This window comes from Brevundimonas sp. 2YAF1 (genome assembly GCF_052114745.1).
GTDB lineage: Bacteria > Pseudomonadota > Alphaproteobacteria > Caulobacterales > Caulobacteraceae > Brevundimonas.
Genome location: NZ_JBFRFI010000001.1, coordinates 285,748 through 308,660, shown reverse-complemented (window position 1 = coordinate 308,660; position 22,913 = coordinate 285,748). Strand labels below are relative to the sequence as shown.

At 66.0% G+C, this 22,913-nt stretch carries 25 protein-coding genes; 5 read left to right on the top strand and 20 right to left on the bottom strand.

The window, feature by feature from the left end; translation table 11 throughout:
* Positions 1-4 precede the first annotated feature (4 nt).
* From gcvA to lipA, 16 genes are all read right to left on the bottom strand, one after another.
* Complete coding sequence (gene gcvA, locus AB4Y68_RS01475) at positions 5-955, bottom strand: transcriptional regulator GcvA (RefSeq protein ID WP_441453410.1); 951 nt, start codon at positions 953-955, stop codon at positions 5-7.
* Entirely contained in the window at positions 952-1,956 is a 1,005-nt protein-coding gene (locus AB4Y68_RS01470) for a cysteine synthase A (protein WP_441453408.1), read from the bottom strand. Before AB4Y68_RS01470 ends, gcvA begins: the two co-directional genes overlap by 4 nt.
* Before the next feature lie 67 nt (positions 1,957-2,023).
* Positions 2,024-3,430, bottom strand: a complete 1,407-nt coding sequence (gene lpdA / locus AB4Y68_RS01465; protein ID WP_441453407.1) for a dihydrolipoyl dehydrogenase — start codon at positions 3,428-3,430, stop codon at positions 2,024-2,026.
* 2 nt (positions 3,431-3,432) lie between these two features.
* The gene (locus AB4Y68_RS01460) at positions 3,433-3,912 is read right to left on the bottom strand and encodes a glutathione peroxidase (RefSeq protein ID WP_441453405.1); all 480 of its coding nucleotides are present in this window, start codon (positions 3,910-3,912) and stop codon (positions 3,433-3,435) included.
* Positions 3,913-3,927: 15 nt separating this feature from the next.
* Positions 3,928-5,199: a pyruvate dehydrogenase complex dihydrolipoamide acetyltransferase gene (locus AB4Y68_RS01455; RefSeq protein WP_441453404.1), complete on the bottom strand. Its 1,272-nt coding sequence runs from the start codon at positions 5,197-5,199 to the stop codon at positions 3,928-3,930.
* Positions 5,196-5,504 carry a DUF5076 domain-containing protein gene (locus AB4Y68_RS01450; protein ID WP_441453402.1) on the bottom strand — a complete coding sequence of 103 codons (309 nt, stop codon included), beginning with the start codon at positions 5,502-5,504 and terminating at the stop codon, positions 5,196-5,198. The genes AB4Y68_RS01455 and AB4Y68_RS01450 overlap by 4 nt, the downstream gene beginning before the upstream one ends.
* Entirely contained in the window at positions 5,504-5,821 is a 318-nt protein-coding gene (locus AB4Y68_RS01445; protein ID WP_441453401.1) for a DUF5076 domain-containing protein, read from the bottom strand. Before AB4Y68_RS01445 ends, AB4Y68_RS01450 begins: the two co-directional genes overlap by 1 nt.
* Positions 5,818-7,158, bottom strand: coding sequence for a pyruvate dehydrogenase complex E1 component subunit beta (locus AB4Y68_RS01440; protein ID WP_441453400.1), 1,341 nt, complete (start codon positions 7,156-7,158; stop codon positions 5,818-5,820). The genes AB4Y68_RS01445 and AB4Y68_RS01440 overlap by 4 nt, the downstream gene beginning before the upstream one ends.
* 3 nt (positions 7,159-7,161) lie before the next feature.
* The gene (gene pdhA, locus AB4Y68_RS01435; RefSeq protein WP_441453398.1) at positions 7,162-8,193 is read right to left on the bottom strand and encodes a pyruvate dehydrogenase (acetyl-transferring) E1 component subunit alpha; all 1,032 of its coding nucleotides are present in this window, start codon (positions 8,191-8,193) and stop codon (positions 7,162-7,164) included.
* A gap of 114 nt (positions 8,194-8,307) precedes the next feature.
* Positions 8,308-8,628 carry an FtsB family cell division protein gene (locus tag AB4Y68_RS01430; protein ID WP_441453804.1) on the bottom strand — a complete coding sequence of 107 codons (321 nt, stop codon included), beginning with the start codon at positions 8,626-8,628 and terminating at the stop codon, positions 8,308-8,310.
* Between the two features lie 149 nt (positions 8,629-8,777).
* Positions 8,778-10,055 (bottom strand): phosphopyruvate hydratase, encoded by a 1,278-nt coding sequence (gene eno / locus AB4Y68_RS01425; protein WP_441453396.1) that lies wholly within the window; start codon positions 10,053-10,055, stop codon positions 8,778-8,780.
* A gap of 67 nt (positions 10,056-10,122) precedes the next feature.
* Positions 10,123-10,689, bottom strand: a complete 567-nt coding sequence (locus tag AB4Y68_RS01420; RefSeq protein WP_441453394.1) for a hypothetical protein — start codon at positions 10,687-10,689, stop codon at positions 10,123-10,125.
* A 112-nt stretch (positions 10,690-10,801) separates the two neighbouring features.
* Positions 10,802-10,984 (bottom strand): 50S ribosomal protein L32, encoded by a 183-nt coding sequence (gene rpmF / locus AB4Y68_RS01415; protein WP_441453392.1) that lies wholly within the window; start codon positions 10,982-10,984, stop codon positions 10,802-10,804.
* 374 nt (positions 10,985-11,358) lie between these two features.
* Entirely contained in the window at positions 11,359-12,477 is a 1,119-nt protein-coding gene (locus AB4Y68_RS01410; protein WP_441453391.1) for an NAD(P)/FAD-dependent oxidoreductase, read from the bottom strand.
* 5 nt (positions 12,478-12,482) lie between these two features.
* On the bottom strand, positions 12,483-12,935 hold the full coding sequence (locus AB4Y68_RS01405; protein ID WP_441453389.1) for a type II toxin-antitoxin system RatA family toxin: 453 nt from the start codon (positions 12,933-12,935) through the stop codon (positions 12,483-12,485).
* A 7-nt stretch (positions 12,936-12,942) separates the two neighbouring features.
* Positions 12,943-13,914, bottom strand: a complete 972-nt coding sequence (gene lipA / locus AB4Y68_RS01400) for a lipoyl synthase (RefSeq protein ID WP_441453387.1) — start codon at positions 13,912-13,914, stop codon at positions 12,943-12,945.
* 198 nt (positions 13,915-14,112) lie between these two features.
* On the opposite strand from lipA, the gene AB4Y68_RS01395 reads away from it, so the two are divergent.
* Together AB4Y68_RS01395 and AB4Y68_RS01390 are read left to right on the top strand one after the other, a co-directional pair.
* On the top strand, positions 14,113-15,669 hold the full coding sequence (locus tag AB4Y68_RS01395; RefSeq protein ID WP_441453385.1) for an AMP-binding protein: 1,557 nt from the start codon (positions 14,113-14,115) through the stop codon (positions 15,667-15,669).
* 106 nt (positions 15,670-15,775) lie between these two features.
* Positions 15,776-16,186, top strand: coding sequence for a DoxX family protein (locus tag AB4Y68_RS01390; RefSeq protein ID WP_441453383.1), 411 nt, complete (start codon positions 15,776-15,778; stop codon positions 16,184-16,186).
* Between the two features lie 33 nt (positions 16,187-16,219).
* Here AB4Y68_RS01390 and ygiD read toward each other — a convergent pair whose 3' ends face one another.
* The 3 genes from ygiD to AB4Y68_RS01375 are packed head-to-tail and all read right to left on the bottom strand — an operon-like array spanning position 16,220 to position 18,458.
* On the bottom strand, positions 16,220-16,975 hold the full coding sequence (ygiD, locus tag AB4Y68_RS01385) for a 4,5-DOPA dioxygenase extradiol (protein WP_441453381.1): 756 nt from the start codon (positions 16,973-16,975) through the stop codon (positions 16,220-16,222).
* Positions 16,976-17,026: 51 nt separating this feature from the next.
* A complete protein-coding gene (locus AB4Y68_RS01380) occupies positions 17,027-17,518 on the bottom strand; it encodes a hypothetical protein (protein WP_441453380.1) in 492 nt (163 codons plus the stop codon).
* Positions 17,493-18,458, bottom strand: coding sequence for a D-alanyl-D-alanine carboxypeptidase family protein (locus AB4Y68_RS01375; RefSeq protein ID WP_441453378.1), 966 nt, complete (start codon positions 18,456-18,458; stop codon positions 17,493-17,495). The genes AB4Y68_RS01380 and AB4Y68_RS01375 overlap by 26 nt, the downstream gene beginning before the upstream one ends.
* A gap of 13 nt (positions 18,459-18,471) precedes the next feature.
* On the opposite strand from AB4Y68_RS01375, the gene AB4Y68_RS01370 reads away from it, so the two are divergent.
* Genes AB4Y68_RS01370 through AB4Y68_RS01360 form a run of 3 tightly spaced genes read left to right on the top strand, consistent with a single transcriptional unit; the run spans position 18,472 to position 21,287 of the window.
* Positions 18,472-19,836: an MFS transporter gene (locus AB4Y68_RS01370; protein ID WP_441453376.1), complete on the top strand. Its 1,365-nt coding sequence runs from the start codon at positions 18,472-18,474 to the stop codon at positions 19,834-19,836.
* Positions 19,837-20,625 (top strand): nucleoside triphosphate pyrophosphohydrolase, encoded by a 789-nt coding sequence (gene mazG, locus AB4Y68_RS01365; RefSeq protein WP_441453374.1) that lies wholly within the window; start codon positions 19,837-19,839, stop codon positions 20,623-20,625.
* 2 nt (positions 20,626-20,627) lie between these two features.
* Complete coding sequence (locus AB4Y68_RS01360) at positions 20,628-21,287, top strand: HAD family hydrolase (protein ID WP_441453372.1); 660 nt, start codon at positions 20,628-20,630, stop codon at positions 21,285-21,287.
* Here the strand turns inward: AB4Y68_RS01360 and AB4Y68_RS01355 are convergent.
* Positions 21,284-22,912, bottom strand: a complete 1,629-nt coding sequence (locus tag AB4Y68_RS01355; protein WP_441453370.1) for a Na+/H+ antiporter — start codon at positions 22,910-22,912, stop codon at positions 21,284-21,286. The genes AB4Y68_RS01360 and AB4Y68_RS01355 overlap by 4 nt on opposite strands.
* Position 22,913: the final 1 nt, after the last annotated feature.

Below are 22,913 nucleotides of genomic sequence, written 5' to 3'. Positions count from 1 at the left end.
CCGGCTAGAGGTCGTCCGCGCGCTGTTCAGCAGCTTGAATCTCAGTCTTCATCCATCGCACGAAGGCGCGGGCGGGCTCGGACACGCCGCTACGCCGTGTCAGCACGTGATAGGCCAACTCGGTAGAGAGCGCGCCGTCGGCGAAGGGCGCGACCAGACGGCCCGACGCCAGATCGTCAGCGACGAAGGCGTAGGGCGCCAAGGCGACCCCCTGACCGTGGGCCGCTGCTTCGATCGCCAGCGCGGTCTGATCGAACCGGGGGCCGGCCGAGGCGTCGATCTGATTCAGTTTGCGGGCGGCCAGCCAGGTCGGCCAATCCGGTCGTGGTTCTTCCAGTTCGCCCGGACGCAAATGGATCAGGACATGATGCGCCAGATCCGCCGGCCGCTTCAGCGGATGCGCCCCGGTGAGCAAGGCCGGACTGCAGACGGGGGTCACATCGGCGGACAACAGGCGCTCGGACCGCACGCCGGCATAGTCGCCCCGGCCGTAACGCACCGCCACGTCGACGCGGCCGCCGCCGACGTCGGCCAGACGCATGTCCGCCGACATCCAGACCTCCACCTCGGGGTGAGCCGCCGAGAACCGAGCGATGCGCGGCGCCAGCCATTTGGCGGCGAAGGACGGCGGCACGCTGATCGCCAGGGCGTGACGGCGGTTGGGGCGGTACAGAAGGTCCCCTGCCCGTTTCAGATAGTCGAACCCGTCGTGCAGCAGCGGATAGAGCTCGGTGCCCAGTTCAGTCAGGGCGATCTGGCGTCCCTCGCGGTGGAATAGCGGCGCGCCCGCGTGCTGCTCCAGAATGCGGATCTGCTGACTGATGGCGCCGGGCGTGACCGACAGCTCTTCGGCGGCGCGGGTGATGTTCAGGCGGCGCGCGGCGGCCTCGAACGCCTTCAGAGCGTTCAGCGGCGGAATGCGGCTGTCGACGGGCGCGTCCTTCTTGCGGCTCATCGGCTCAGCCACTCCGGCGTCGGCAGGCCGCGCGCGGTCAGGAAGGCCGGGTCATAGACCTTGCTGGCGTAACGCTGCCCGGCGTCGCACAGAACGGTGACGATGGTTTTGCCCGGCCCCAGGTCGCGCGCCATGCGAATGGCCCCGGCGATATTCACCCCGCTGGACGGCCCCAGCGACAGGCCCTCATGCTTCACCAGATCGAACAGGATGGGCAGGAATTCTGCGTCTTCGATCCGATAGGGATGATCGACCGTCAGCCCCTCCAGATTGCCGGTGATGCGGTTGACGCCGATGCCCTCGGTGATCGAGGAGCCCTCGCCGGTCAGCTTGCCCTCGGTGAACCAGCTGTAGAGCGCAGCCCCCGGCACGTCGGCCAGGCCGATCTGCACGTCCGGCTTCTGTTCGCGCAGATAGGCGGCGCATCCGGCCAGCGTCCCGCCCGAACCGACGGCGCAGATGAAGCCGTCAATCTCGCCGTCCGTCTGTTTCCAGATTTCAGGCGCGGTGCCTTCATAGTGGGCTTGGCGATTGGCCAGGTTGTCGAACTGATCGGCGTAGAAGGCGCCGTTCGGTTCGCTCTCGTTCAGTTCCTCGGCCAGGCGGCGGGAATAGGCGACGAAATGGTTGGGGCTGGCGAAGGGCGCCGGATCGACCTCGATCAGACGGGCGCCGTGCAGACGAACCGCACTCTTCTTCTCGTCCGTCTGGCTGCGCGGCATGACGATGACAACCGGGTGGCCCAGCGCCGCGCCGACCAGGGCCAGGCCGATGCCGGTATTGCCCGCCGTACCCTCGACGATGACGCCGCCGGGCTTGAGCGCGCCCGACGCCCGCGCCTTACGAATGATGCTGAGCGCTGCACGATCCTTGATCGAGCCGCCCACGTTCATGAACTCGGCCTTGCCGAGAATCTCGCAGCCGGTCAGCTCCGACGCGCGCTTCAGGCGCACCATAGGCGTGTTGCCGATCAGGCCGAGAACATCAGGCGCGACGATCATGGAACTTCCGAACCGTGGAGAAGAGGGCGATCCTCTTAGCCACAGTTCAGAAATTCTAACAACCGGATCAGATGTGGATCACGCGGCCATAGGCGTCGAGTGCGGCCTCGTGCATGGCCTCGGACATGGTCGGGTGCGGATAGACGATGCCGTGGATGTCTTCCTCGGTCGCTTCCATGGTGATGGCGGTGACGTAGCCTTGGATCATCTCGGTCACTTCGTGGCCGATCATGTGGGCGCCGATCAGGGCGCCGGTCTTGGCGTCGAAGATGACCTTGACGAAGCCGTCGACCTCGCCCGCCGCCACGGCCTTGCCGTTCACGCGGAACGGGAAGCGGCCGATCTTGACCTCGCGCTTCTCGGCGCGCGCGCCCTGCTCGGTGATCCCAACGGAGGCGACCTGCGGCTGGGCGTAGGTGCAGCCGGCGATGGGCGAATGGACGTTCGGCGTCTTGTAGGCCGCGATGTGCTCGGCGGCGTGGATGCCTTCGTGCGATGCCTTGTGCGCCAGCCAGGGCGCGCCGGCGCAGTCGCCGATGGCGTAGAGGCCCTTGACGTTGGTCTGGCAGTGGCTGTCGGTCTTGATATGGCCGCGGTCCAGTTCGACGCCCAGCGCCTCCAGGCCGATGCCGTCGGTGTTGGCGGTGATGCCGACAGCCGAGATACAGACCTCGGCCTCCAGGGTTTCGGCCTTGCCGTTCACTTCAACAGTGACCTTCACGCCCTTGGAATCCTTGGACACCTTCGTGACCTTGGCGCCGACCTTGAACTTGATGCCGCGCTTCTCGAAGGACTTCTGCGCGGCCTTGGACACTTCCTCGTCCTCGACCGGCATGATGCGGTCGACGGCTTCAACGACCGTCACCTCGGCGCCGAGGGCGCGATAGAAGCTGGCGAACTCGATGCCGATGGCGCCCGAGCCGATGACGACGAAAGTCTTGGGCAGCTTCTTCGGCGCCAGGGCGTCGCGATAGGCCCAGATCTTGTCGCCGTCCGCTTCCAGACCAATCTGCGGCAGGGCGCGGGCGCGGGCGCCGACGGCCAGCATGACGGTTTTGGCCTCGATGGCGCGCGTGCCGCCGGCCTTCAGGGCGACGACGACCTTGGGCGCAGCGGCGCCCTTTTCGAGCGTGGCCGAGCCTTCGATCACCTCGATCTTGTTCTTCTTCATCAGGAAGCCGATGCCCTTGTTCATCGTCGCCGCGACCCCGCGCGAGCGCTGGATGATGGCGTCGAAGTCAAAGGAGGCGCCCGAAGCCGACAGGCCGTATTCCTTCAGGTGCGACAGGCTCTCGAACTTCTCGCCCGACTTGAGCAGGGCCTTGGTCGGGATGCAGCCCCAGTTCAGGCAGATGCCGCCCAGGTTCTCGCGCTCGACGATGGCGACCTTCAGGCCCAGTTGGCTGGCGCGGATCGCCGCGACGTAACCGCCGGGGCCCGAACCGATGACGACGAGATCGAATTCAGCAGCCATGGTCAGATCAACTTCTCGATATCGGCCTTGATGGCCTCGGGTTCAGTCTGGGGCGAATAGCGCGCGACGACGCGGCCTTCGCGGTCGGTCAGGAATTTGGTGAAATTCCACTTGATGGCCTGGGAGCCCAGGAAGCCGCGCTTCTGTTTGGTCAGCCAGGCATAGAGCGGGTGCCGGTTCGGCCCGTTGACCTCCACCTTGTCGAACAGGGGGAAGGTCACGTCGAAGCTGGTGGCGCAGAAGGCGGCGATTTCCGCCGCCCTGCCCGGCTCCTGCGCGCCGAACTGGTTGCAAGGAAAACCCAGAACCTCGAACGGCGCATCGGCGAAGTCCCGGTGCAGCTTCTCCAGCCCGTCATACTGACCGGTGAAGCCGCACTTGGACGCCGTATTGACGATCAGCAGCGCTTTCCCGCGAAAGCGGTCCAGCGCTACGTCCGTGCCGTCGATGGCGCGGGCGGAGAAGTCATAGACCGAGGTCATGACCTCACCCTCCCCTTAGGCCAGCATCGCCACGGGATCTTCGATCAGCGGCTTGAACGCTTGCAGGAAGCGAGCGCCCGTTGCGCCGTCGACCACGCGGTGATCGCAGGTCAGCGTCACGGTCATGACGGTGGCGACCGCCAGTTGCCCGTCCTTGACGACCGGACGTTGCTCGCCGGCGCCCACGCTCATGATGCAGCCCTGCGGCTCATTGATGATCGAGGTGAACTGCTTGATGCCGAACATGCCCAGGTTGGACACCGAGAAGGTGCCGCCCTGGAACTCTTCGGGCTTCAGCTTGCGTTCGCGGGCGCGCTTGGCCAGGTCCTTGGACTCGGTCGCGATCTGCGCCAGACCCTTGGTTTCGGCCTTCTTGATGATCGGCGTGATCAGCCCGCCTTCAATCGCCACCGCCATCGAGACGTCGGCGTTGTGGTGCATGGCGATGCCTTCGGGGGTGTAGGAAGCGTTCGCCTCCGGCACCAGTTTCAGCGCCAGGGCCGCGGCCTTGATGACGAAGTCATTGACCGACACCTTGATGCCTTGCGGCTCCAGCATCTTGTTCACCTTCGCGCGGACGGCCATCAGCTGGTCGATCTCGACGTCGATGAAGAGCGGGAAGTGTGGGACGTTCTGGATGCTGTCGACCATGCGACGCGCGACGGCCTTCTTCATCCCGTCCAGCGGGATCAGGTCGTAGCTGCCGTCCGGGATGCCCATCTGGGCCAGCGACTGAGCCTGACGCGGGGCGATGCCCGAGGTCGCGGCGGCGGTCGCCGTCGAGGCGACCGGTTGAGCCGCGCCCTTCGGCGCGCCCTCGACATCGCGCTTGACGATACGGCCGTGCGGGCCGGTGCCTTTGACGGACTTCAGCTCGATCCCGGCCTGGGCGGCCAGACGACGGGCCAGGGGCGAGGCGAAGATGCGCTCGCCGCTGTCCGACTTCGCTGCAGCCGGAGCCGGCGTTGCAGAAGCAGCAGCCTTGGGCGCTTCGGCCTTGGCCGGGGCGGCTTCAGCCTTGGCGGCGGGCTTGGGCGCAGCAGCGCCGCCCTCGTCCTTGAGGCGGGCGATCGGAGTGTTGACCTTCACGCCCTCCGTGCCTTCGGGGACCAGGATGTCGGTGACTTCGCCCTCGTCCACGGCCTCGACTTCCATCGTGGCCTTGTCGGTTTCGATCTCGGCGATCACGTCGCCGGCGGAGACGACGTCCCCGACCTTGACGTGCCATTTGGCCAGAACGCCCTCTTCCATCGTCGGAGACAGGGCCGGCATCAGGATGTCGGTCATTGTGCGGACTCCGGTTGAGCGACCTCGGCGGCCTTGGCGTGCGCCGCGTCCCAGCTGTCGCAGATGGCCTTGAACGCCGTGGCCTGGTCGAAGCCGTGGTGCTCGGCGTAGGCGTGGGAATAGTGCCAGGCCAGTTCAGCCAGGACGACGCCGATATTGCCCGGCTCGGCCAGAGCCGGACGGATGTTCATGATCGGACCGGCGCCGTTCCACCAGACGCGGGCCAGTTCGATGATCTGGTCCTCGGGGGCGTTCAGGCCTTCAGGGATCGGCAGGGAACGTTGTTCCAGAGCGGCGGCGTCCATCAGGCGTTCCCCTTCGCTTGGACCGCAGGCTCAGCCACGGTCTGCACATTGTCCGCCTTCACGACATCGGTAAGGCCCTGAAGGATGCGGTTGTAGGCTTCACGCTCGTTGTGGCCATGACGTACGGCGTAGCCGTGCGCCATGTGACGCGCGGCATAGGCCAGCAGCTCGCCGAACTTGATCGGATCGTTGAAGGCAGGCTTCACCGACATGACAGGCTCGTTCTTCGACCACCACATCCGCAGGACCTCAATCGCTTGAGGGTCGGCGGCGACGCTGTCCGGCGTCGTCAGTTGGAACTCTGACGCCTCGCTCACGCCATCACCTGCTTCACGGCGGCGATGATCTTGTCCACGCCCGGCAGCGACAGAACTTCCAGGTTGGCGGCGTAAGGCAGCGGCACGTCTTCCTGGTGAACGCGCAGCGGCGGGGCGTCCAGGTAGTCGAAGGCGTGTTCGATCACGCGGGCCACCACCTCGGCGCCGACGCCCATCGGACCCCAGCCTTCTTCGGCCGAGACCAGGCGGCTGGTCTTCTTGACACTTTCGACGATGGTTTCGTGGTCCAGAGGACGCAGGGTGCGCAGGTCGATGACCTCGGCCTCGATGCCTTCCAGGGCCAGCTTCTCAGCGGCCTGCAGGGCGAACCCGACCATGCGGGCGTGCGCCGTGATGGTGATGTCCTTGCCCTCACGACGAATCTTGGCCTTGCCGATCGGCAGGACATAGTCGTCGCCTTCCGGCACGTCGAACTCGGTGCCGTACAGCATTTCGTGTTCGAGGAAGACGACCGGGTTCGGGTCGCGGATGGCGGCTTTCAGCAGGCCCTTGGCGTCAGCCGCGTCGTAAGGCGCGATGACCTTCAAACCCGGGATCTGGGCGTACCAGGCCGAATAGTCCTGGCTGTGCTGGGCGCCGACGCGGCTGGCCGCGCCGTTCGGGCCGCGGAAGACGATGTCGGCGCGGATCTGACCACCCGACATGTACAGGGTCTTGGCGGCCGAGTTGATGATGTGGTCGATCGCCTGCATGGCGAAGTTGAACGTCATGAACTCGACGATCGGCTTCAGGCCCGCCATGGCGGCGCCGACGCCGAGACCGGCGAAACCGTGCTCGGTGATCGGGGTGTCGATGACGCGGCGTTCACCGAACTCCTGCAGCAGGTCCCGGCTGACCTTGTAGGCGCCCTGGTATTGGGCGACTTCCTCGCCGATCAGGAAGACGCGGTCGTCGCGACGCATTTCCTCGGCCATGGCGTCGCGCAGGGCGTCGCGCACGGTCGTCTTGACCATCTTGGCGTCCGCTGGGATTTCCGGGTCGCGCAGTTCGACCTTGGGCGTAGCCGGAGCGGCAGCGGCGACCGGAGCAGCCTCGGCCTTCGGCGCTTCAGCCTTGGGCGCGGGCGCAGGCGCGCTGTCTTCGCCAGCCAGACGCGCGATCGGCGTGTTGACCTTCACGTTCTCGGAGCCTTCCGGCACCAGGATTTCCAGCACTTCGCCTTCATCGACGGCTTCGACTTCCATCGTCGCCTTGTCGGTTTCGATCTCGGCGATCACCTGGCCGGCAGACACGGTGTCGCCTGCCTTGATGTGCCACTTGGTCAGCGTGCCCTCTTCCATCGTGGGGGACAGCGCCGGCATCAGAATGTCGGTCACGGATCAGGCCTCCACGTAGACGTCAGTATAGAGCTCGGACGGGTCCGGCTCAGGGCTTTCCTGTGCGAACTGCACGGCTTCGGCGACGATGGCTTTCACCTCGTTGTCGATGGCCTTCAGCTCTTCCTCGGTCGCCTTGGCGGCGGCGAGCAGCATTTTCAGATGGTCGATCGGGTCGCGGGTCTTCTTGACCTCGTCGACCTCTTCCTTGGTCCGGTACTTGGCCGGGTCCGACATGGAGTGGCCGCGATAGCGGTAGGTCTTCACTTCCAGGATGTAGGGGCCGCCGCCTTCACGGGCGCGCTTCACGGCGCGGGCCGTGGCGTCGCGGACCGCCAGCACGTCCATGCCGTCGACCTGCTCGCCCGGGATGCCGAAGCTGGCGCCGCGCATATAGAGCTCGGTCGTGGACGACGAGCGTTCGATGCTCGTTCCCATGGCGTACTGGTTGTTCTCGATGATGTAGATGGCCGGCAGCTTCCACAGCTGGGCCATGTTGAAGCTCTCGTACACCTGCCCCTGGTTCGAGGCGCCGTCGCCAAAATAGACAAACGAGACGCTGTCATCGCCACGGTACTTGCCAGCGAAAGCCAGGCCGGTGCCCAGCGCCACCTGGGCGCCGACGATGCCGTGACCGCCGTAGAAGCCGGTAGCGGTGTCGAACATGTGCATCGAACCGCCCTTGCCCTTGGACGAGCCGCCGATACGGCCGGTCAGCTCGGCCATGACAGCGTTCGGGTCCATGCCGGCGGCCAGCATATGGCCGTGGTCACGGTAGCCGGTGATGATCTTGTCGTGGCCCTGCCTGACGCTCTCTTGAACGCCCACCGCCACGGCCTCCTGGCCGATGTACAGGTGGCAGAAGCCGCCGATCAGGCCCATGCCGTAAAGCTGGCCCGCGCGCTCCTCGAAGCGGCGGATGAGAACCATCTCGCGGTAGAAGCGCAGCAGGTCTTCCTTGGAAGCCTGAGGCGTGTTCGGAATCTTGGTGTCGTCCGCGCTGGACGAGGATTTCTGAGCGGCGGCTTTCGCCATCCGGCATCTCCCGGCTGCGCCCCCACTTTCAGGGACTCTTATCGTTACGGAAAGGGGCTTTAGCAGCCTTCGTTCCCGAAACGCAAAGCGCGCCAGCCTGGCTGTAACAATAGTTCAGGAGGTTTGCGTCGCGCCAGGGTTGTGCGCGACAGGGGCGCTTAGCCGTACGACGTAGTCGCGCGGATCGGCAAAGCCCAGCACCGCCCTCGCCCGCTCTTCCAGTAGGTCCTTGGAGAGACTCTCGGTCCGCAGATATCGGACACGAACTTCTAGATCTCGGCGCTGTTCCGTCAGGCGCGCCAACTGCGCCTCGCGCTTGGCGAGAAGGGCATCGCGCTCGGCTCCGCTCAACAGGCCGCGCTGCCCGGTCAGGGCCTGAACGCCCAGATAGACGATCAAGAACAACAGGAACACGGACGGCAGGTAGGGCTTCATCTGCTCGGGCACGACTGACGCTCCTTCTGAGCGCAAACACGGTTTCCTATCCCTGACCGAAAATGCCTAACGAACCGTAGCTTGGCCGTAATTGCGAACGCCGCCCCCGAGGTCGGAGGCGGCGTCCTGCACATCTTTGTGAGAGGCGCTTACTTCAGCAGCATACCGTCGCCGAAATAGGCGGCCTGGTCGCCGAGCATCTCTTCAATGCGCAGCAGTTGGTTGTACTTGGCCGTGCGGTCCGAGCGGGCCAGCGAGCCGGTCTTGATCTGTCCGCAGTTGGTGGCGACGGCCAGGTCGGCGATGACCGAATCCTCGGTCTCGCCCGAACGGTGGCTCATCACCGAGGTGTAGCCGGCGCGGTGCGCCATATCCACGGCGTCGAGGGTCTCGGACAGGGTGCCGATCTGGTTGACCTTGATCAGGATGGAGTTGGCCAGACCTTCGCCGATGCCTGCGGCCAGACGGCGCGGGTTGGTCACGAACAAGTCATCGCCGACCAGCTGAACGCGGTCGCCCAGACGGTCCGTCAGCAGCTTCCAGCCGTCGAAATCGTCCTCGGCGCAACCGTCTTCGATCGAAACGATCGGGAAGCGTTCGACCAGATCGGCCAGATAGCCGACCATGCCATCGGCATCGAAGCTCTTGCCCTCGCCCGTCAGGTTGTACTTGCCGTTCTTGAAGAACTCGGTCGAGGCGACATCGAGGCCGAGGTGGAAGTCCTCGCCCGCCAGATAGCCGGCCGCCTGACCCGCCTTGGTGATGAAGGCCAGGGCCTCTTCGGCCGAGGCCAGGTTTGGAGCGAAGCCGCCCTCGTCGCCGACGTTGGTGTTGTGACCGGCGTCCTTCAGCGCCTTCTTCAGGGCATGGAAGATCTCGGCGCCCATGCGCAAGGCGTCCGAGAAGGTGTCGGCGCCGGTCGGCAGGATCATGAACTCCTGAATGTCGATCGGATTGTCGGCGTGGGCGCCGCCGTTGATGATGTTCATCATCGGGGTCGGCAGGACGCGGGCCGAGACGCCGCCGATGTAGCGGTGCAGAGGCAGGTTCGAACTGATGGCGCTGGCCTTGGCCGCCGCCAGCGACACGCCCAAGATGGCGTTGGCGCCCAGGCGGGCCTTATTCTCGGTGCCGTCCAGCTCGATCAGGGCTTCGTCCAGACGGCGCTGGTCCTCGGCGTCCATGCCCGACAGGGCGTCAAAAATCTCGCCGTTGACGGCGTCGACCGCCTTCTGGACGCCCTTGCCGCCCCACATGTCCATGTCGCCGTCACGCAGCTCGACAGCTTCGTGTGCGCCGGTCGAGGCGCCCGACGGCACGGAGGCGCGGCCAAAGCTGCCGTCCTCCAGGGTGACGTCCACCTCGACCGTCGGATTGCCCCGGCTGTCGAGAATCTGGCGGGCGACGATGTCGGCGATGTCGGTCATGGAAGGCGCTCTATCAGGAGAGTGAGATCAAGCCTCCGGTTTAGACCGCGCCTGCCGAATCGCCAACCTAGCCGCAGCTTTCAACCAGTTGGATCGACGGGCCGCCGCCGTGGACGGCCTTCACCTTTCCGTTCGCACCGACGTCATAGCGAACCCCGCGCGCCGCCGCCTCGGTGACATAGGCCTCGCCCCTCGGGCCGCCGCTCCAGACGGTGATGTATTCCGATGGCGCTGATTCGTATTTGTGCGGGGAAAGCTGCGCGGCGGCGCCGTAAACGCGCTTCACCTCGGCGGCGGGGGCTCCCAGGCCTAGGGCGCGGTCGGTCGTGACCGACGCGCCGTCGCGCAGAGTCACGCGGCTGACCTTGCCCTCTTCGGTCATAACCCAGACGCCTTCCGGCGCGCGAGCGGGGTGGAAAACGTTGCACCCGTTGGGATCAACGATGGGTTTGGCCGGCGCGCCATAGGCCTGCTCGACCTCGGCCAGGGTCTGACCAACGCGAATGGCGCCGAACCCTTCGGTCGTCAGTTGATCCGCCGCCGGAGCTTCGGCCGCTGCAGGTTTTTCGGCGGGCCCCTTGCATCCCGCCAGGGCGAGGACTGCGACAGAGCCAAGGACGGCGAAACGGGTCATGCGGATCGCTCCAGGTTCAGCTTCGCAGTACAAAACGCACGAAAACGGCGCGCGATGACATCGCGCGCCGCTAAAATCTATCGTCCGACCGAAGCCGGAGCCTTAGTGAAGACTACTCTTCCTTCGGCGTAATGACCTGACGGCCACGATACGTGCCGGTCTTCAGGTCGATGTGGTGCGGGCGCTTCAGCTCGCCCGTGTCCTTGTCCTCGACATAGGCGTTGGTGCCCAGGGCGTCGTGGGCGCGGCGCATGTTGCGACGCGAGGGTGATACTTTGCGCTTCGGAACGGCCATGTCCGTCTCAATCTCTAAGTCGGTGCGCCGTAAAGACGCGAAAACATACAGCAGCGGCCCCCCGATAAGAGCCGCCACGCGAGGGCGGGCTTATGCATGAAGATGCTACCGATTTCAAGGGCGTCAGTCGGATGACAGCCGCTTGATGATCTTGGCCCGGTTCTGACACCCACGACAGCGGCGCTTTCCACGCCGAAACGCCGCTTCTTCGCGTCCAGCGGGTGTTCAATCATCGGCCGCCGGAACCATTTCATTGATCAGGCGAGGCGTTTCTCGCGACCTGGCTCCCGATTGATTCGCCTACCGCTCGCGCTCGCGGCGAATCGCCCGGGTCGTACTTCAGGCCGCGAGCATCTCCGCGCATTCGGCCCTCCTCATGGCCTGGTCAGCGCCTCCGCCACGGCCTCGCCGATGGCCAGTGAACTGGTCAGGCCCGGGCTCTCGATCCCGAACAGGGCCATCAGGCCGTCCATGCCGTGATGCTCGCGGCCATGCAGTTGGAAGTCCGGCTGCGGTTCGCCCGGCCCGTGCAGCTTGGGCCGGATACCGGCGTAGTCGGGCGTCAGCCGCTCGACCGTCACGCCCTGCCAGAAGCGGCGGATATAGAGCGCGAACTCCTCGGCCTTGGCCGGATTGACCGAATAGTCCTCGACCTCGACATAGGCCAGATCGGGACCGAACACCCCCTGCCCGCCCAGATCCTTGCGGTAGTGGGTGCCGAGCGCGCCCGCGATGGGCGGCGGGTAGATCAGTCGATTGAACGGCGCTGGCCCCTTCAGACGGAAATAGACGCCCTTGCCCAGATGCCGTGTCGGGATGTCGCTGGCGGGATAGGTGTCGATGCGAGCGGCCACAGCCTGGGCCGACAGGCCGGGCGCCGTGACCAGCAGCCGGGTCGTCAGCACCGCCCCGCCCTCTCCACCCGCCGTAATACGGAAGCCGCCGCCCGGCAGGGGCTCGGCGCGCTCGAACGGCGTGGAGACCACGACTGAGCCGCCCGCATCCTCAATCTCGCCTTCCAGGGCCAGCATATAGCCATGACTGTCGAACAGGCCGCTCTCGGGCGACAGGATGGCGGCGTGGGCGTTCAACTGGGGCTCCAGCGCCCGCGCCTGGGCCCCGGTCAGATGCGCCAGCCCCTCGACGCCGTTGGCCGTCGCCTGTTCGAAGATGGCCTCGATGCGTGAGACCTCGGCCTCCTCAGTCGCCACGACCAGCTTGCCGCATTTCCAGTGATCGATCTTGTGGCTGGTCAGGAAGTCATAGAGCGCCCGCCGGCCCTCGACGCAGAACCGGGCCTTCAGCGAGCCGGTCGGGTAATAGAGGCCGCCGTGAATGACCTCGGAGTTGCGCGAGGAGACGCCCTGGCCGATGTAGGCCTCTTTTTCCAGCACCAACACCGACTGGCCGCGCTTCGCCAGCGCCCGCCCGCAGGCCAGCCCCACAGCCCCCGCGCCCACGACCGTCGCATCGAAGTCGAAAGGCGCGCCCATGGGTCCTACCTCTTGCCGTAGAGGGCCTTGGCGCGGCCCTCGAAACACTGGATCAGCTTGTCGACCGCGCGGTCGAAGTTCGCCTGGAGCATCATGTCCAGCATGCGCGACTTGAAGGCGAAGTCGATAAAGAACTCCAGCCGCGTGCCCTCGGGATGGGGATGGAACTCCCAGCGGTTCTTCAGGTGCTTGAACGGACCCCGGATCAGGCCGACCTCGACCTTGGGCGCGTGAATGTCATGTCGCACCCAGGTCGAAAACTTCTCGGACAGGAAGGCGAAGCCCACGCCCGCCTCGGCGTCCAGCAGACGGACGCCCGCCGCCTCATCGCGCTGGTTCCAGACGCGCATCGAGGTGATCCACGGCACGAAGGCCGGATAGGACTCTACGTCCGCGATCAGGCTCGCCAATTGCTCGGGCGCATACGGAAGGATGCGTGTAACGCGATGAACCGCCATTTGGGGCTTAGCGGGCCGAGCGGCCTGCCTGCGCCAGACGCGCGGCCTTCAGACGAGCGAAGTCGTCCCCGGCATGGTGCGACGACCGCGTCAGCGGCGACGACGACACCATCAGGAAGCCCTTGGCGCGAGCGATGGCTTCATAGGCCTTGAACTCTTCCGGGGTCACGAAGCGGTCGATGGCGGCGTGCTTGCGCGTCGGCTGCAGGTACTGGCCGATGGTGATGAAATCCACGCCAGCGGACCGCATGTCGTCCATCACCTGCATGACCTCTTCCTTGGTCTCGCCCAGACCGACCATGATGCCGGACTTGGTGAACTGGTTCGGGTCGCGCTCCTTGACCATCTGCAGCAGGCGCAAGCTGTGGAAGTAGCGGGCGCCGGGGCGGATCTTCAGATAGAGGCGCGGAACGGTCTCGAGGTTGTGATTGAAGACGTCGGGCGTGGCGTCGATCATCACCTCTGCCGCGCCGTCCTTGCGCAGGAAGTCGGGCGTCAGAATCTCGATGGTGGTGTTCGGCGCCTGCAGGCGGATCTGGCGCACCACTTCGGCGAAGTGGGCGGCGCCGCCGTCCGACACGTCATCGCGGTCCACCGAAGTGATGACGACGTGGTTCAGGCCCATCTGTTGGACGGCCATACCGACCTTGGCCGGCTCTTCCGGGTCCAGGGCCTGCGGCAGACCGGTCTTGACGTTGCAGAACGCGCAGGCGCGCGTGCAGGTGTCGCCCATGATCATCAGGGTGGCGTGCTTCTGGCTCCAGCACTCGCCGATGTTCGGGCAGGCTGCCTCTTCGCAGACGGTGACCAGACCCTTAGAGCGAACAATCTCCTTGGTCGCATTATACTGGCCCGAGCCGGGCGCCTTGACGCGCAGCCAGTCAGGCTTCTTCAGCACCGCCGATTCCGGGCGGTTCTGTTTTTCCGGGTGACGCAGCTCAGCTGGCTTCTTCGTCAGGGTATCGATCAGCGTGACCATAGCCGGCGGTCTGGCTCCTGTGCAGAAGGGCGGTATGTCGGCTTTCCGACCGGCAATGGCAAGCCACAGTCGGCTTCAGATGCGTCGGTGCGACGCTCACGCCACGTTACGCATCTTTTCAAGCTGACCTTGGGTCACTAGGTTCCGGCCTCTTGTAACCGAGAGGGCCGCGTCAGAGCTCTCCGAAGGAGGACGTGCTTGCGGGCTGCCCTGGACCCTAAGGTCTATGATGAATCCCTGTTCGACGCGCTGATCGATGCGCGCGCCCGCTATGGCGACAAGGAGATCCTGGAAGACCAGGATCGTCATCCCCTGACCTACACCGGCCTGATCCGCGCCGCCTTCGTTCTAGGCCGCAAGATCGCGAAGATGACGAAGCCCGGCGAGCGCGTCGGCGTCCTGCTGCCGTCCAGCGCGGGCGTGGTCGTGACCTTCTTTGGGCTGCACGCCTTCGGTCGCGTGCCGGTCATGCTGAACTTCACCTCGGGCGAGGCCAATCTGAAGGCGGCGCTAAAGACGGCGGGCGTCACCAAGATTCTGTCGGCCAAGCGGTTCGTCACCCAGGCCAAGCTGGACGACCTGATGACCGCTCTCGGCGATGTGGCCGAGATCGTCTGGCTGGACGACGTGCGCAAAACCATCGGCCTGGCCGACAAGCTCTACGGCCTGAGCGCCGGCCTGGCCCCGCGTCGTTTCCGCGTGAAGACCGATCCGGATTCGCCGGGCGTGGTCCTGTTCACCTCGGGCAGTTTCGGCGCGCCCAAGGGCGTGGTCCTGAGCCAGAGAAACCTGGTCGCCAATGCCCGACAGGTCGCGGCCCATATCGACCTGGATCCCGACTGGGTCATGTTCAACCCGCTGCCGACCTTCCATTGCTTCGGCCTGACCGGCGGGGTCATCCTGCCGCTGCTGCAGGGGCTGAAGGCATTTGAGTATCCCTCGCCGCTTCACGCGAAGCAGATCACCGACCTGCTGCCAAAGGTGAAGGCGTCGATCCTGTTCGCCACCGACACCTTCCTGAACCAGTACGCCCGCGTGGCCGCGCCGGGCGACTTCGCCACACTGAAATTCGCGGTGGCCGGGGCAGAAAAGGTGCGCGAGGAAACGCGTGCCGCCTTCGACGCCAAGTTCGGCGGCTTGACCCTGCTGGAAGGCTACGGCGCGACCGAGGCCGCGCCCGTCGTGGCCGTGAACCACCCGGACCGCAACCGCCCAGGAACCGTGGGCCAGATCTTGCCGGGCATGGATTACCGGATCGAGCCGGTCGAGGGCATCGACTTCGGCGGCCGCCTGTTCCTGCGCGGGCCGAACGTCATGGAAGGCTACATCTCGCCGAACGACCCGGCCGGCCTGGAGCCTCTGGACGATGACTGGCTCGACACCGGCGATATCGTCGACATCGACGCCGAGGGCTACATCACCATTCTCGGGCGGGCCAAGCGCTTCGCCAAGATCGGCGGCGAGATGGTCTCCCTTACGGCGGTCGAGGGCATGGCCGGCGCGGTCTGGCCGACCGGCCACCACGCCGTCGTCGCCGTGCCCGACAGCAAGAAGGGCGAGCGCCTGGTGCTGGTCACCGATTACGAGGCCGCCGAAACGGCGCGACTGTCGGAATGGGCGCGCGGCAACGGCGCACCGGAACTGGCTGTCCCGAAGAAGATTTTCAAGATCGCCGCGATCCCGGTTCTCGGCACAGGCAAGACCGACTACGTCGCCATTCAGAATCTGGTCGAGGATCTATTGAGGGCAGCCTAACAGGATGGCTTGCGGCGGCCGCGACTTCGCCTAACCTCCTCTGCTGCGCCTTGCGTCGATCCGGCCCTCCGGACCCGGCGGTCGCGCGTCATCGGGAGGAAAATGAATGGCGAGTTCAACGACTCTTTCGGGCTGGGCCCCGCGCGTCCAAAGCATTCTGAGGATCGTGGCCGGTCTGCTGATCCTGCAGCACGGCTGCCAGAAGATTCTGGGCTTCCCGCCCGGCGGTAACGGCGGCGGCCTCGACCTGACGAGCGCCGCGGGCTGGTCCGGCCCGATCGAACTGGTCGGCGGCGCCTTGATGGTGCTGGGCCTGTTCAGCCGCCCGACCGCGTTCATCCTGTCGGGCTTCACCGCCGTGGCCTACTGGATGGTGCATGCGCCGCAGAGCCCCTATCCGATCAACAACGGCGGCGAGCTCGCGGTGCTCTACTGCTTCGTCTTCCTGTACCTGTTCTTCGCCGGTCCTGGCCCGTGGGCGCTGGACAGCATGATACGCGGCGGTCGCCGCCGCTAACCAACCAGAACAGACCCTAGAGCGGCGCCTGGATCAGCCGATCCGGGCGCCGGTCATCGAGATAGAACCGCCCTCGATGGCGTCAGTGAAGAAGCGCACCGCCTCGCCCGGCGCCTGCTGGGCCGCGACGTAGAGCAGGGGCAGATAGTGCTCGTCGGTCGGCACGCTGAGTTGCGCCTGTTCCGCCAGATGAACCCAGTCGATCAGGGCGTCGTGGTCGCCGGTCGACAGGGCGTGTTTCACCGCCTCGTTGAAATGAATGGCCCAGTCGTAAGGCTCGCCGCCGGCGCGCTTCCACGTCCGCAGATTGTGCACGAAGTCGCCCGAACCGGCGATCAGGACGCCTTCGTCCCGCAGCGGCTGAAGACGCTTGGCCAACTCATAGTGGCCGCGCGCATCAATGGTGCGGTCTAGCGACAGTTGCACGACCGGCACGTCGGCGTCGGGCCAGACGTGGGCCAGCACCGACCATGTACCGTGATCCAGCCCCCATTGCGTCGTCTGATGCGCGCCCGTCAGCTCCGCCACTCGGGTCGCCAGCGAAGGCGAGCCGGGCGCAGGATACTGCATAGCGTGAAGTTCCGGCGGGAAACCTCCGAAATCATGGATGGTTTCCGGCCTTTCCTGCGCCGTTACGCCCAACCCGCGGGTTTCCCAATGGGCCGAGACCATGACGACGCCCTTGGGCTTGCCGATCTCCTCTCCCAACGCGCGCCAAGCGTCCGCATAGGGACTACCTAGAGCGTTCATCGGAGAACCGTGTCCGAAGAAGATGGCGGGCTGTCTCATGGCTTGACCGTTCCTGCGACGCTGACTGCGCCAATGACTGTTACAGATGATCTAGTGCAGTCCGTCGTTCCCGCAAGGGGCTACCATACGCCCGTCCAGCGGGCAGACGCGATCATAGAAGGCCTGATCGGCAGGAACCCGCCCGCCGCGCGACAGGACGAAACGATGTTCGACCACCATGGCCTGCTGCTCGATGTTCAGAACGCTCCAGTCGCAACGATCGTCCAGCGGATAGGCATAGGCGGCGGGGCTGTCCCCCGCCCGCAGCTTTTCCGTCAGCAGGTTCACCCCGTTTTGCGCCTGCCAGACGTGGGCCAGTTCGTGAATAAAGACGGCCTGGGTCCGTAGCGGCGCGCGCGACAGATCCAGCTCCAGCGTCTTCTTCGGCCAGACGATCCAGTCCCGTCCGAACCAGCTTCCCGCTACGAAGGCCCGATCGAACGGCCAGGGCGAGGCGAGGAAGCGAACCGCGTCCAGCCTCAGCGCCGCGCCGAACACCTCGCGCGCCAGCGCTGCCTCACCGTCCGCCAGCGGCCGTATCATCGCCTATCCACTCCCAGTGCCAAGGCTCGAAGACATAGGGCGTGAACCCGAAACGGGAAGCATTGGCGACCAGCCAGCGATAAGCCGGCCCCTGCGCCATATGGCGGCGGCTCATCGGATCGGTCGAGTCCACGCCCATCCCGGCGACGTGGCCAACGTGGATGTCGATGGCGGTTCCGGTCCGGTGCGGCGAACAGGCGGCGCGCCGCACACCGTCGCAGTTGCCCAGGGCGGCGCAGCGCGCGGCGTCCGCCTCCGGGTCACGGAAGCCCGAGAAGATCTGCATCAGTTCGGGATCGGCGGCGATGGCCGGGACCTCGGCGCGGGCGGCGGCGGCCATGCGGCGATAGGCGTCCAGCACGTCGCGGCGCAGCAGGCGTGTCATCCGCTCGGCGTGCTCCTCCTGCGGAGACAAATAACCCAGCAGGCTGATCGGCGGCGGCTCGGGACATTCCCCCCTCACCCGCGCCATGACGAAGGGGCGCCGCTCCTGCCACAGGCCGCGAAACACCTGAAACGTCGCCTGATCGAACTGGCCCGTTCCGACCAGTCCATAGCGCGCCTGAAACCCGGCCAAGGCCTCGGCGAAGGCGGGTGACGCCGGATCGCAGGGCGAACCGATCTCGCGCTGGATCAGCGGGGTATAGGTCTCCCATCCCCATTCCGCCGATCCGAACGGCGACCATTCCAGAGTGTAGAGCGAAATCCCGTTGGCCTGAGCCGCGTTGTCCCAGGCGTTGGTCGGCCGGTCGCAGATCTGGGCGTCCTGGGCCTGGACCGCTCCGGCGGCGCCGAGAACTGCGGCAAAGGCTGTGGCGAGGATCGCAAATCGCACTGACATGGGATCAGCAGGCCCCAGCTTGCCCGGAACCGCAAGGCCGTCTTCGCCTGTTCGTAGAAAACCGGCATGGTGAAGCTGCGGCCGACTCAGGCCGACCATGTTCGGACGCCTGATGTCATCGACTGTCGCCGCAGACGCTCCCCGCCGCTCCAACGCCGTTCTGGCCGCCTTTTCCGGCCCCTGCCTGCCGCTGGCGGCCTTCGGCGTCGCCCTGCCCGTCACCCTGCCCGAGTTCTACGCCACCCATGTCGGGATGGAGTTGGGCGTCGTGGCCGGGGTCTTCATGGCCGTGCGGCTGATCGATATCCTGTTCGACCCCTTCATCGGCTGGGGCATGGACAAGACCAAGACCAAGTTCGGCCGCTATCGCCCATGGATGGTGCTGTCGACGCCCATCCTGATGCTGTCGGCGCTGATGATGTTCGTGGTGGTCCAGCCCGGCGCCGGTCCCGCCTATCTGTTCGCCTGGCTGCTGGTCCTCTACCTCGGCTTCTCGATCGGCACCCTGAGCCAACTGGGCTGGGCGGCGGTTCTGGCGCCTCAGTACGACCAGCGCAGCCGGGTCTATGGCTGGTGGCAGGTGTTCAACATCATCGGCGTCATCCTGATCCTGATCCTGCCGACCGTGGTAGTGAAGACGGGCATCGGGACCTATGCCGACGGCGTGCGGATCATGGGCTGGGCCATCCTGATCGCCCTGCCCCTCACCATCGGCCTGGCCATGGTCGCCGTGCCGGAACCGATGACCGTCGGCGCCCCGCCCCACGGCGGACCTAAGGCCTATCTAGCCCTGTTCGGCATGAAGACGGTGCGCAAGCTGCTGATCGCCGACCTGCTGCTGGGCGTGGCGCCCGGCATCACCGGCGCGCTGCTGTTCTTCTTCTTCGGCCAGATCAAGGGCTACGACCACACCCAGGCGTCGCTCTTCATGCTGTTCTATTTCGTGGCGGGACTGGTCGGGGCGCCCATCTGGGCCTGGCTGGCCACCAAGATCGGCAAGGACAGGGCCCTGGCGGTCGCCAGCCTGATCTTTGCGGGTCTCTATATCGCCGCGACCCTGGTTCCCGGCGGCAACTTCGCCCTGACCGCCGTGGTCATGTTCATCGCCGGCCTGCCCTATGCGGCGGGTCTGTTCCTGCTGCGGGCCATGATGGCCGACGCAGGCGACGAGGTGCGGCTGGAGACGGGCGTGGACCGCACAGGCCTGATGTTCTCCATCCTGTCGGCCACGACCAAGATCGGTCACGTCGTGGCGCTGATCCCCTACCTCATCCTGCAATGGGTGGGCTTCAAGGCGCTGCCGGGCCCTGAGGGCAACAGCGAGTTTTCGCTGCTGGCGCTGCAAATCCTGTTCATCGCCGTGCCGGGCCTGCTACTGGCGGCGGCCGCCTGGGTGCTGAAGGGCTATCCTCTGACGCCCCAGCGCCATGATGAAATCCGCGAGGCGCTTGCGCTGCGCGACGCCGGGACCGCCTGAATGACCCACTCCGTCGACCGCCTGAAAGAGATCATGGTTCGCCTGCGCGATCCGGACGGCGGCTGCCCCTGGGACGTCGAGCAGACCTTCGCCAGCATCGCTCCCTATACGATCGAGGAGGCCTACGAGGTCGCCGACGCCATCGAGCGCGCCGACATGGAGGAGTTGAAGGTCGAACTGGGCGACCTGCTGTTCCAGGTCGTCTTCCACGCCCGCATGGCCGAGGAGGCCGGGCATTTCGTCTTCGACGACGTGGCCGACGCCATGGCCGACAAGCTGATCCGTCGCCATCCGCACGTCTTCGGCGAGGAAGCCGCCAAGGTCAGCGGCTCGGCCCAGAAGGTGCGCTGGGAGGACATCAAGGCCGCAGAGCGCAAGGCCAAGGCACAGCACGGCGTGCTGGACGACGTGCCGGTCGGCCTGCCCGCCCTGACCCGCGCCGCCAAACTGACCAAGCGCGCCGGCCGCGTCGGCTTCGACTGGCCCTCGACCGACGAGGTCTTCGACAAGCTGGCCGAGGAGGTCGAGGAACTGCGCGTCGAGATCGCCGCCGGCGACAAGGAAAAGGCCCGCGAGGAACTGGGCGACCTGCTGTTCGTCGTCGCCAACCTGGCCCGCAAGCTGGAGGTCGAACCCGAAGACGCCCTGCGCGCCGCCAACGCCAAATTCATCCGCCGCTTCGGCTTCATCGAAGCCGAACTGGCCAAGGACGGCCGCACGCCGGAGCAGTCGAACCTGGCCGAAATGGACGCACTGTGGAACGCGGCCAAGGCGGCAGAACGGACCTGACGTTGGCGGCCTATGACCTGATCATTTTTGATTTTGACGGGGTTGTCGCCGACAGCGAGGTGTTGAACAACGCCATCCTCGCGGACCTTCTGAGCGAAGCCGGGATGCCCACGACGCTGGACGAGGCTCTGGCGGCCTATGTGGGCCGGCGCTGGTTGGATTGCCGCACCCTGATCGAGGCGCGATTCGGGTCCTGCCCCGAAGATCTCCACGACCAATGGACCGGGCGATGTCACGCCCGGGCGCCGACCGAGCTCAAGCCTGTCACGGGCGCGCTCGACTTTATAGCCTCGCGAGGCGAGCGTCGCTGCATCGCCTCGTCCAGCCCGCTGGACTGGATTCACATGGGCCTGAACCGCTTCGGTCTAACCTCGACCTTCGGCGGGCCGATCTTCAGCGCGACCGTTCATGTCACGCGCGGCAAGCCTCACCCCGACTTGTTCCTGCACGCCGCGGCCGAGATGCAGGTCGATCCCGCCAGAACCCTGGTGATCGAGGACAGCACCAGCGGCGTGGCGGCAGGACGCGCCGCTGGGATGACCGTCGTGGGGCTCTGTGCGGGTGGCCACATGCGCGATGGCGACGGTGATCGTCTGCAGGATGCCGGCGCCCATTATGTCGTCGACGACTATGCAGCGATCGGCGCGATACTCACGGTCTAGATGTAGCGGAGTTCCTGCAGGTCGACTTCGCGGATCAGGCGGCGCGCCGTCTCGTTATCGACCAGGCGCTGCCGACTAAGACGGATCAGTTCCTCGCGTTCCGCTGCCAGACCGGCCAGCCGCAACTGACGCTCGATCTCGTCGCCGCGTCGGGTGCGCGACAGGTCGTCGCCCTCGCCATGGCTGCGGCTTTCGATGCGACGACGATAGACCTCCATCAACCGGGCGGCGGTCTCGGCGTAGAGGTCGGGATCCGCCTTGCCCTCGGCCATGGCGTGCTGGCGATCTTCAATGGCGCGCATGGCCGCCGACGCGGCCGCGACGCGCGAGCGATCCGCATCCTCGAGGTGAGACGGCTCGGGCGGCAGTTCGACGCCCTTCAGCAGGCGCGGCAAGGCGATGGTCGCCAACAACAGCGAAACGATGATCACCCCCGCCGCCAGGAAGATGGCCAGGTTGCGCGCCGGCATGGGCGAACCGTCGCCCAGAACGAACGGCAGGGTCAGGATGCCGGCCAGAGTGATGGCGCCGCGCACGCCCGCCAGGGACATGACGGCCACCAGCCGCAGCCCCACTTTCGGCGGCGCGCGGCGTCCTCGCTTACGGAACAGGGTGAGCTTCAGCGACGTCCACACCCAGACAAAGCGCAGCGTCGCCAACGCCGCTACGATGGCGAGGACATAGACCCCCAGCCACCAGACCTCGCGGTGCTGTGTCGTTTGGATGACCTCGGCCGCGCGCGCCATGATCGACGGCATCTGTTCGCCCAGAATGACGAAGATCAGGCCATTGGCGACGAACTGGACCGTGTCCCAGACGACGGCGCGTCGGATTCGCGTCGCCGCCAGGGCCGAGCCCTGACGCTCGGTGAAGCTCATGGTCACGCCCGCCGCGACGGCGGCCAGAATGCCCGAGCCGTGCACCGCTTCGGCCGCCAGATAGGCGGCGAAGGGGATCAGCAGGCTGATCAGGATCTGCCCGCCCACGTCCTCGCCCCAGCGCCGGCTGATCCAGCCCTTGATCACGCCGATGGCCAGGGTCACGACGATCCCGACCGCGATCCCTGAGACGGCCAGCCAGGCGAAGGTCCCGATCGCGTTCGTCAGCGAGAACACGCCCGTCGTCGCCGCGATCACCGCGATCCGCATGCAGGTCAGGCCGGTCGCATCGTTGAGCAACGACTCGCCTTCCAGGATGTGCATCAGCCGCTTGGGGATCGGCGCGCGAGCAGCCACCGCCGACACCGCGATAGGATCGGTCGGCGACAGGATGGCCGCCAGGGCGAAGGCCACCGCCAGGGGCATGGCCGGGATCATCCAGTGGATCAGGAAGCCCAGCCCCACGACGGTGAAGACTACCAGCCCCAGCGCCAGCTCCAGGATCACCACCCGGTCGCGATAGAGAGCCTCGTTGGGAATGCGCCAGCCGTCCACGAACAGCAGCGGCGGCAGGAACAGTAGGAAAAAGATGTCCGGCTTCAGATCGACCGCTTCGCCTGTGATCAACACCACTGCCGCGCCGAGACCGATCTGCACCAGCGGCAGGGCTATCCGCGTGATCCGCGCCACCCAGCCGGACAGCACCACGGCCAGAAGCAGGAACAGAATGGTCTCGATCAGGTGCATG

Excerpts from the sequence above, each read along its gene's own strand:
- gcvA (WP_441453410.1), bottom strand. The coding sequence starts at position 955 with ATGAGCCGCAAGAAGGACGCGCCCGTCGACAGCCGCATTCCGCCGCTG.
- AB4Y68_RS01470 (WP_441453408.1), bottom strand. The coding sequence starts at position 1,956 with ATGATCGTCGCGCCTGATGTTCTCGGCCTGATCGGCAACACGCCTATG.
- lpdA (WP_441453407.1), bottom strand. The coding sequence starts at position 3,430 with ATGGCTGCTGAATTCGATCTCGTCGTCATCGGTTCGGGCCCCGGCGGT.
- AB4Y68_RS01460 (WP_441453405.1), bottom strand. The coding sequence starts at position 3,912 with ATGACCTCGGTCTATGACTTCTCCGCCCGCGCCATCGACGGCACGGAC.
- AB4Y68_RS01455 (WP_441453404.1), bottom strand. The coding sequence starts at position 5,199 with ATGACCGACATCCTGATGCCGGCCCTGTCTCCGACGATGGAAGAGGGC.
- AB4Y68_RS01450 (WP_441453402.1), bottom strand. The coding sequence starts at position 5,504 with ATGGACGCCGCCGCTCTGGAACAACGTTCCCTGCCGATCCCTGAAGGC.
- pdhA (WP_441453398.1), bottom strand. The coding sequence starts at position 8,193 with ATGGCGAAAGCCGCCGCTCAGAAATCCTCGTCCAGCGCGGACGACACC.
- AB4Y68_RS01430 (WP_441453804.1), bottom strand. The coding sequence starts at position 8,628 with ATGAAGCCCTACCTGCCGTCCGTGTTCCTGTTGTTCTTGATCGTCTAT.
- eno (WP_441453396.1), bottom strand. The coding sequence starts at position 10,055 with ATGACCGACATCGCCGACATCGTCGCCCGCCAGATTCTCGACAGCCGG.
- AB4Y68_RS01420 (WP_441453394.1), bottom strand. The coding sequence starts at position 10,689 with ATGACCCGTTTCGCCGTCCTTGGCTCTGTCGCAGTCCTCGCCCTGGCG.
- rpmF (WP_441453392.1), bottom strand. The coding sequence starts at position 10,984 with ATGGCCGTTCCGAAGCGCAAAGTATCACCCTCGCGTCGCAACATGCGC.
- AB4Y68_RS01410 (WP_441453391.1), bottom strand. The coding sequence starts at position 12,477 with ATGGGCGCGCCTTTCGACTTCGATGCGACGGTCGTGGGCGCGGGGGCT.
- AB4Y68_RS01405 (WP_441453389.1), bottom strand. The coding sequence starts at position 12,935 with ATGGCGGTTCATCGCGTTACACGCATCCTTCCGTATGCGCCCGAGCAA.
- lipA (WP_441453387.1), bottom strand. The coding sequence starts at position 13,914 with ATGGTCACGCTGATCGATACCCTGACGAAGAAGCCAGCTGAGCTGCGT.
- AB4Y68_RS01390 (WP_441453383.1), top strand. The coding sequence starts at position 15,776 with ATGGCGAGTTCAACGACTCTTTCGGGCTGGGCCCCGCGCGTCCAAAGC.
- ygiD (WP_441453381.1), bottom strand. The coding sequence starts at position 16,975 with ATGAGACAGCCCGCCATCTTCTTCGGACACGGTTCTCCGATGAACGCT.
- AB4Y68_RS01380 (WP_441453380.1), bottom strand. The coding sequence starts at position 17,518 with ATGATACGGCCGCTGGCGGACGGTGAGGCAGCGCTGGCGCGCGAGGTG.
- AB4Y68_RS01375 (WP_441453378.1), bottom strand. The coding sequence starts at position 18,458 with ATGGTCGGCCTGAGTCGGCCGCAGCTTCACCATGCCGGTTTTCTACGA.
- AB4Y68_RS01370 (WP_441453376.1), top strand. The coding sequence starts at position 18,472 with ATGTCATCGACTGTCGCCGCAGACGCTCCCCGCCGCTCCAACGCCGTT.
- mazG (WP_441453374.1), top strand. The coding sequence starts at position 19,837 with ATGACCCACTCCGTCGACCGCCTGAAAGAGATCATGGTTCGCCTGCGC.
- AB4Y68_RS01355 (WP_441453370.1), bottom strand. The coding sequence starts at position 22,912 with ATGCACCTGATCGAGACCATTCTGTTCCTGCTTCTGGCCGTGGTGCTG.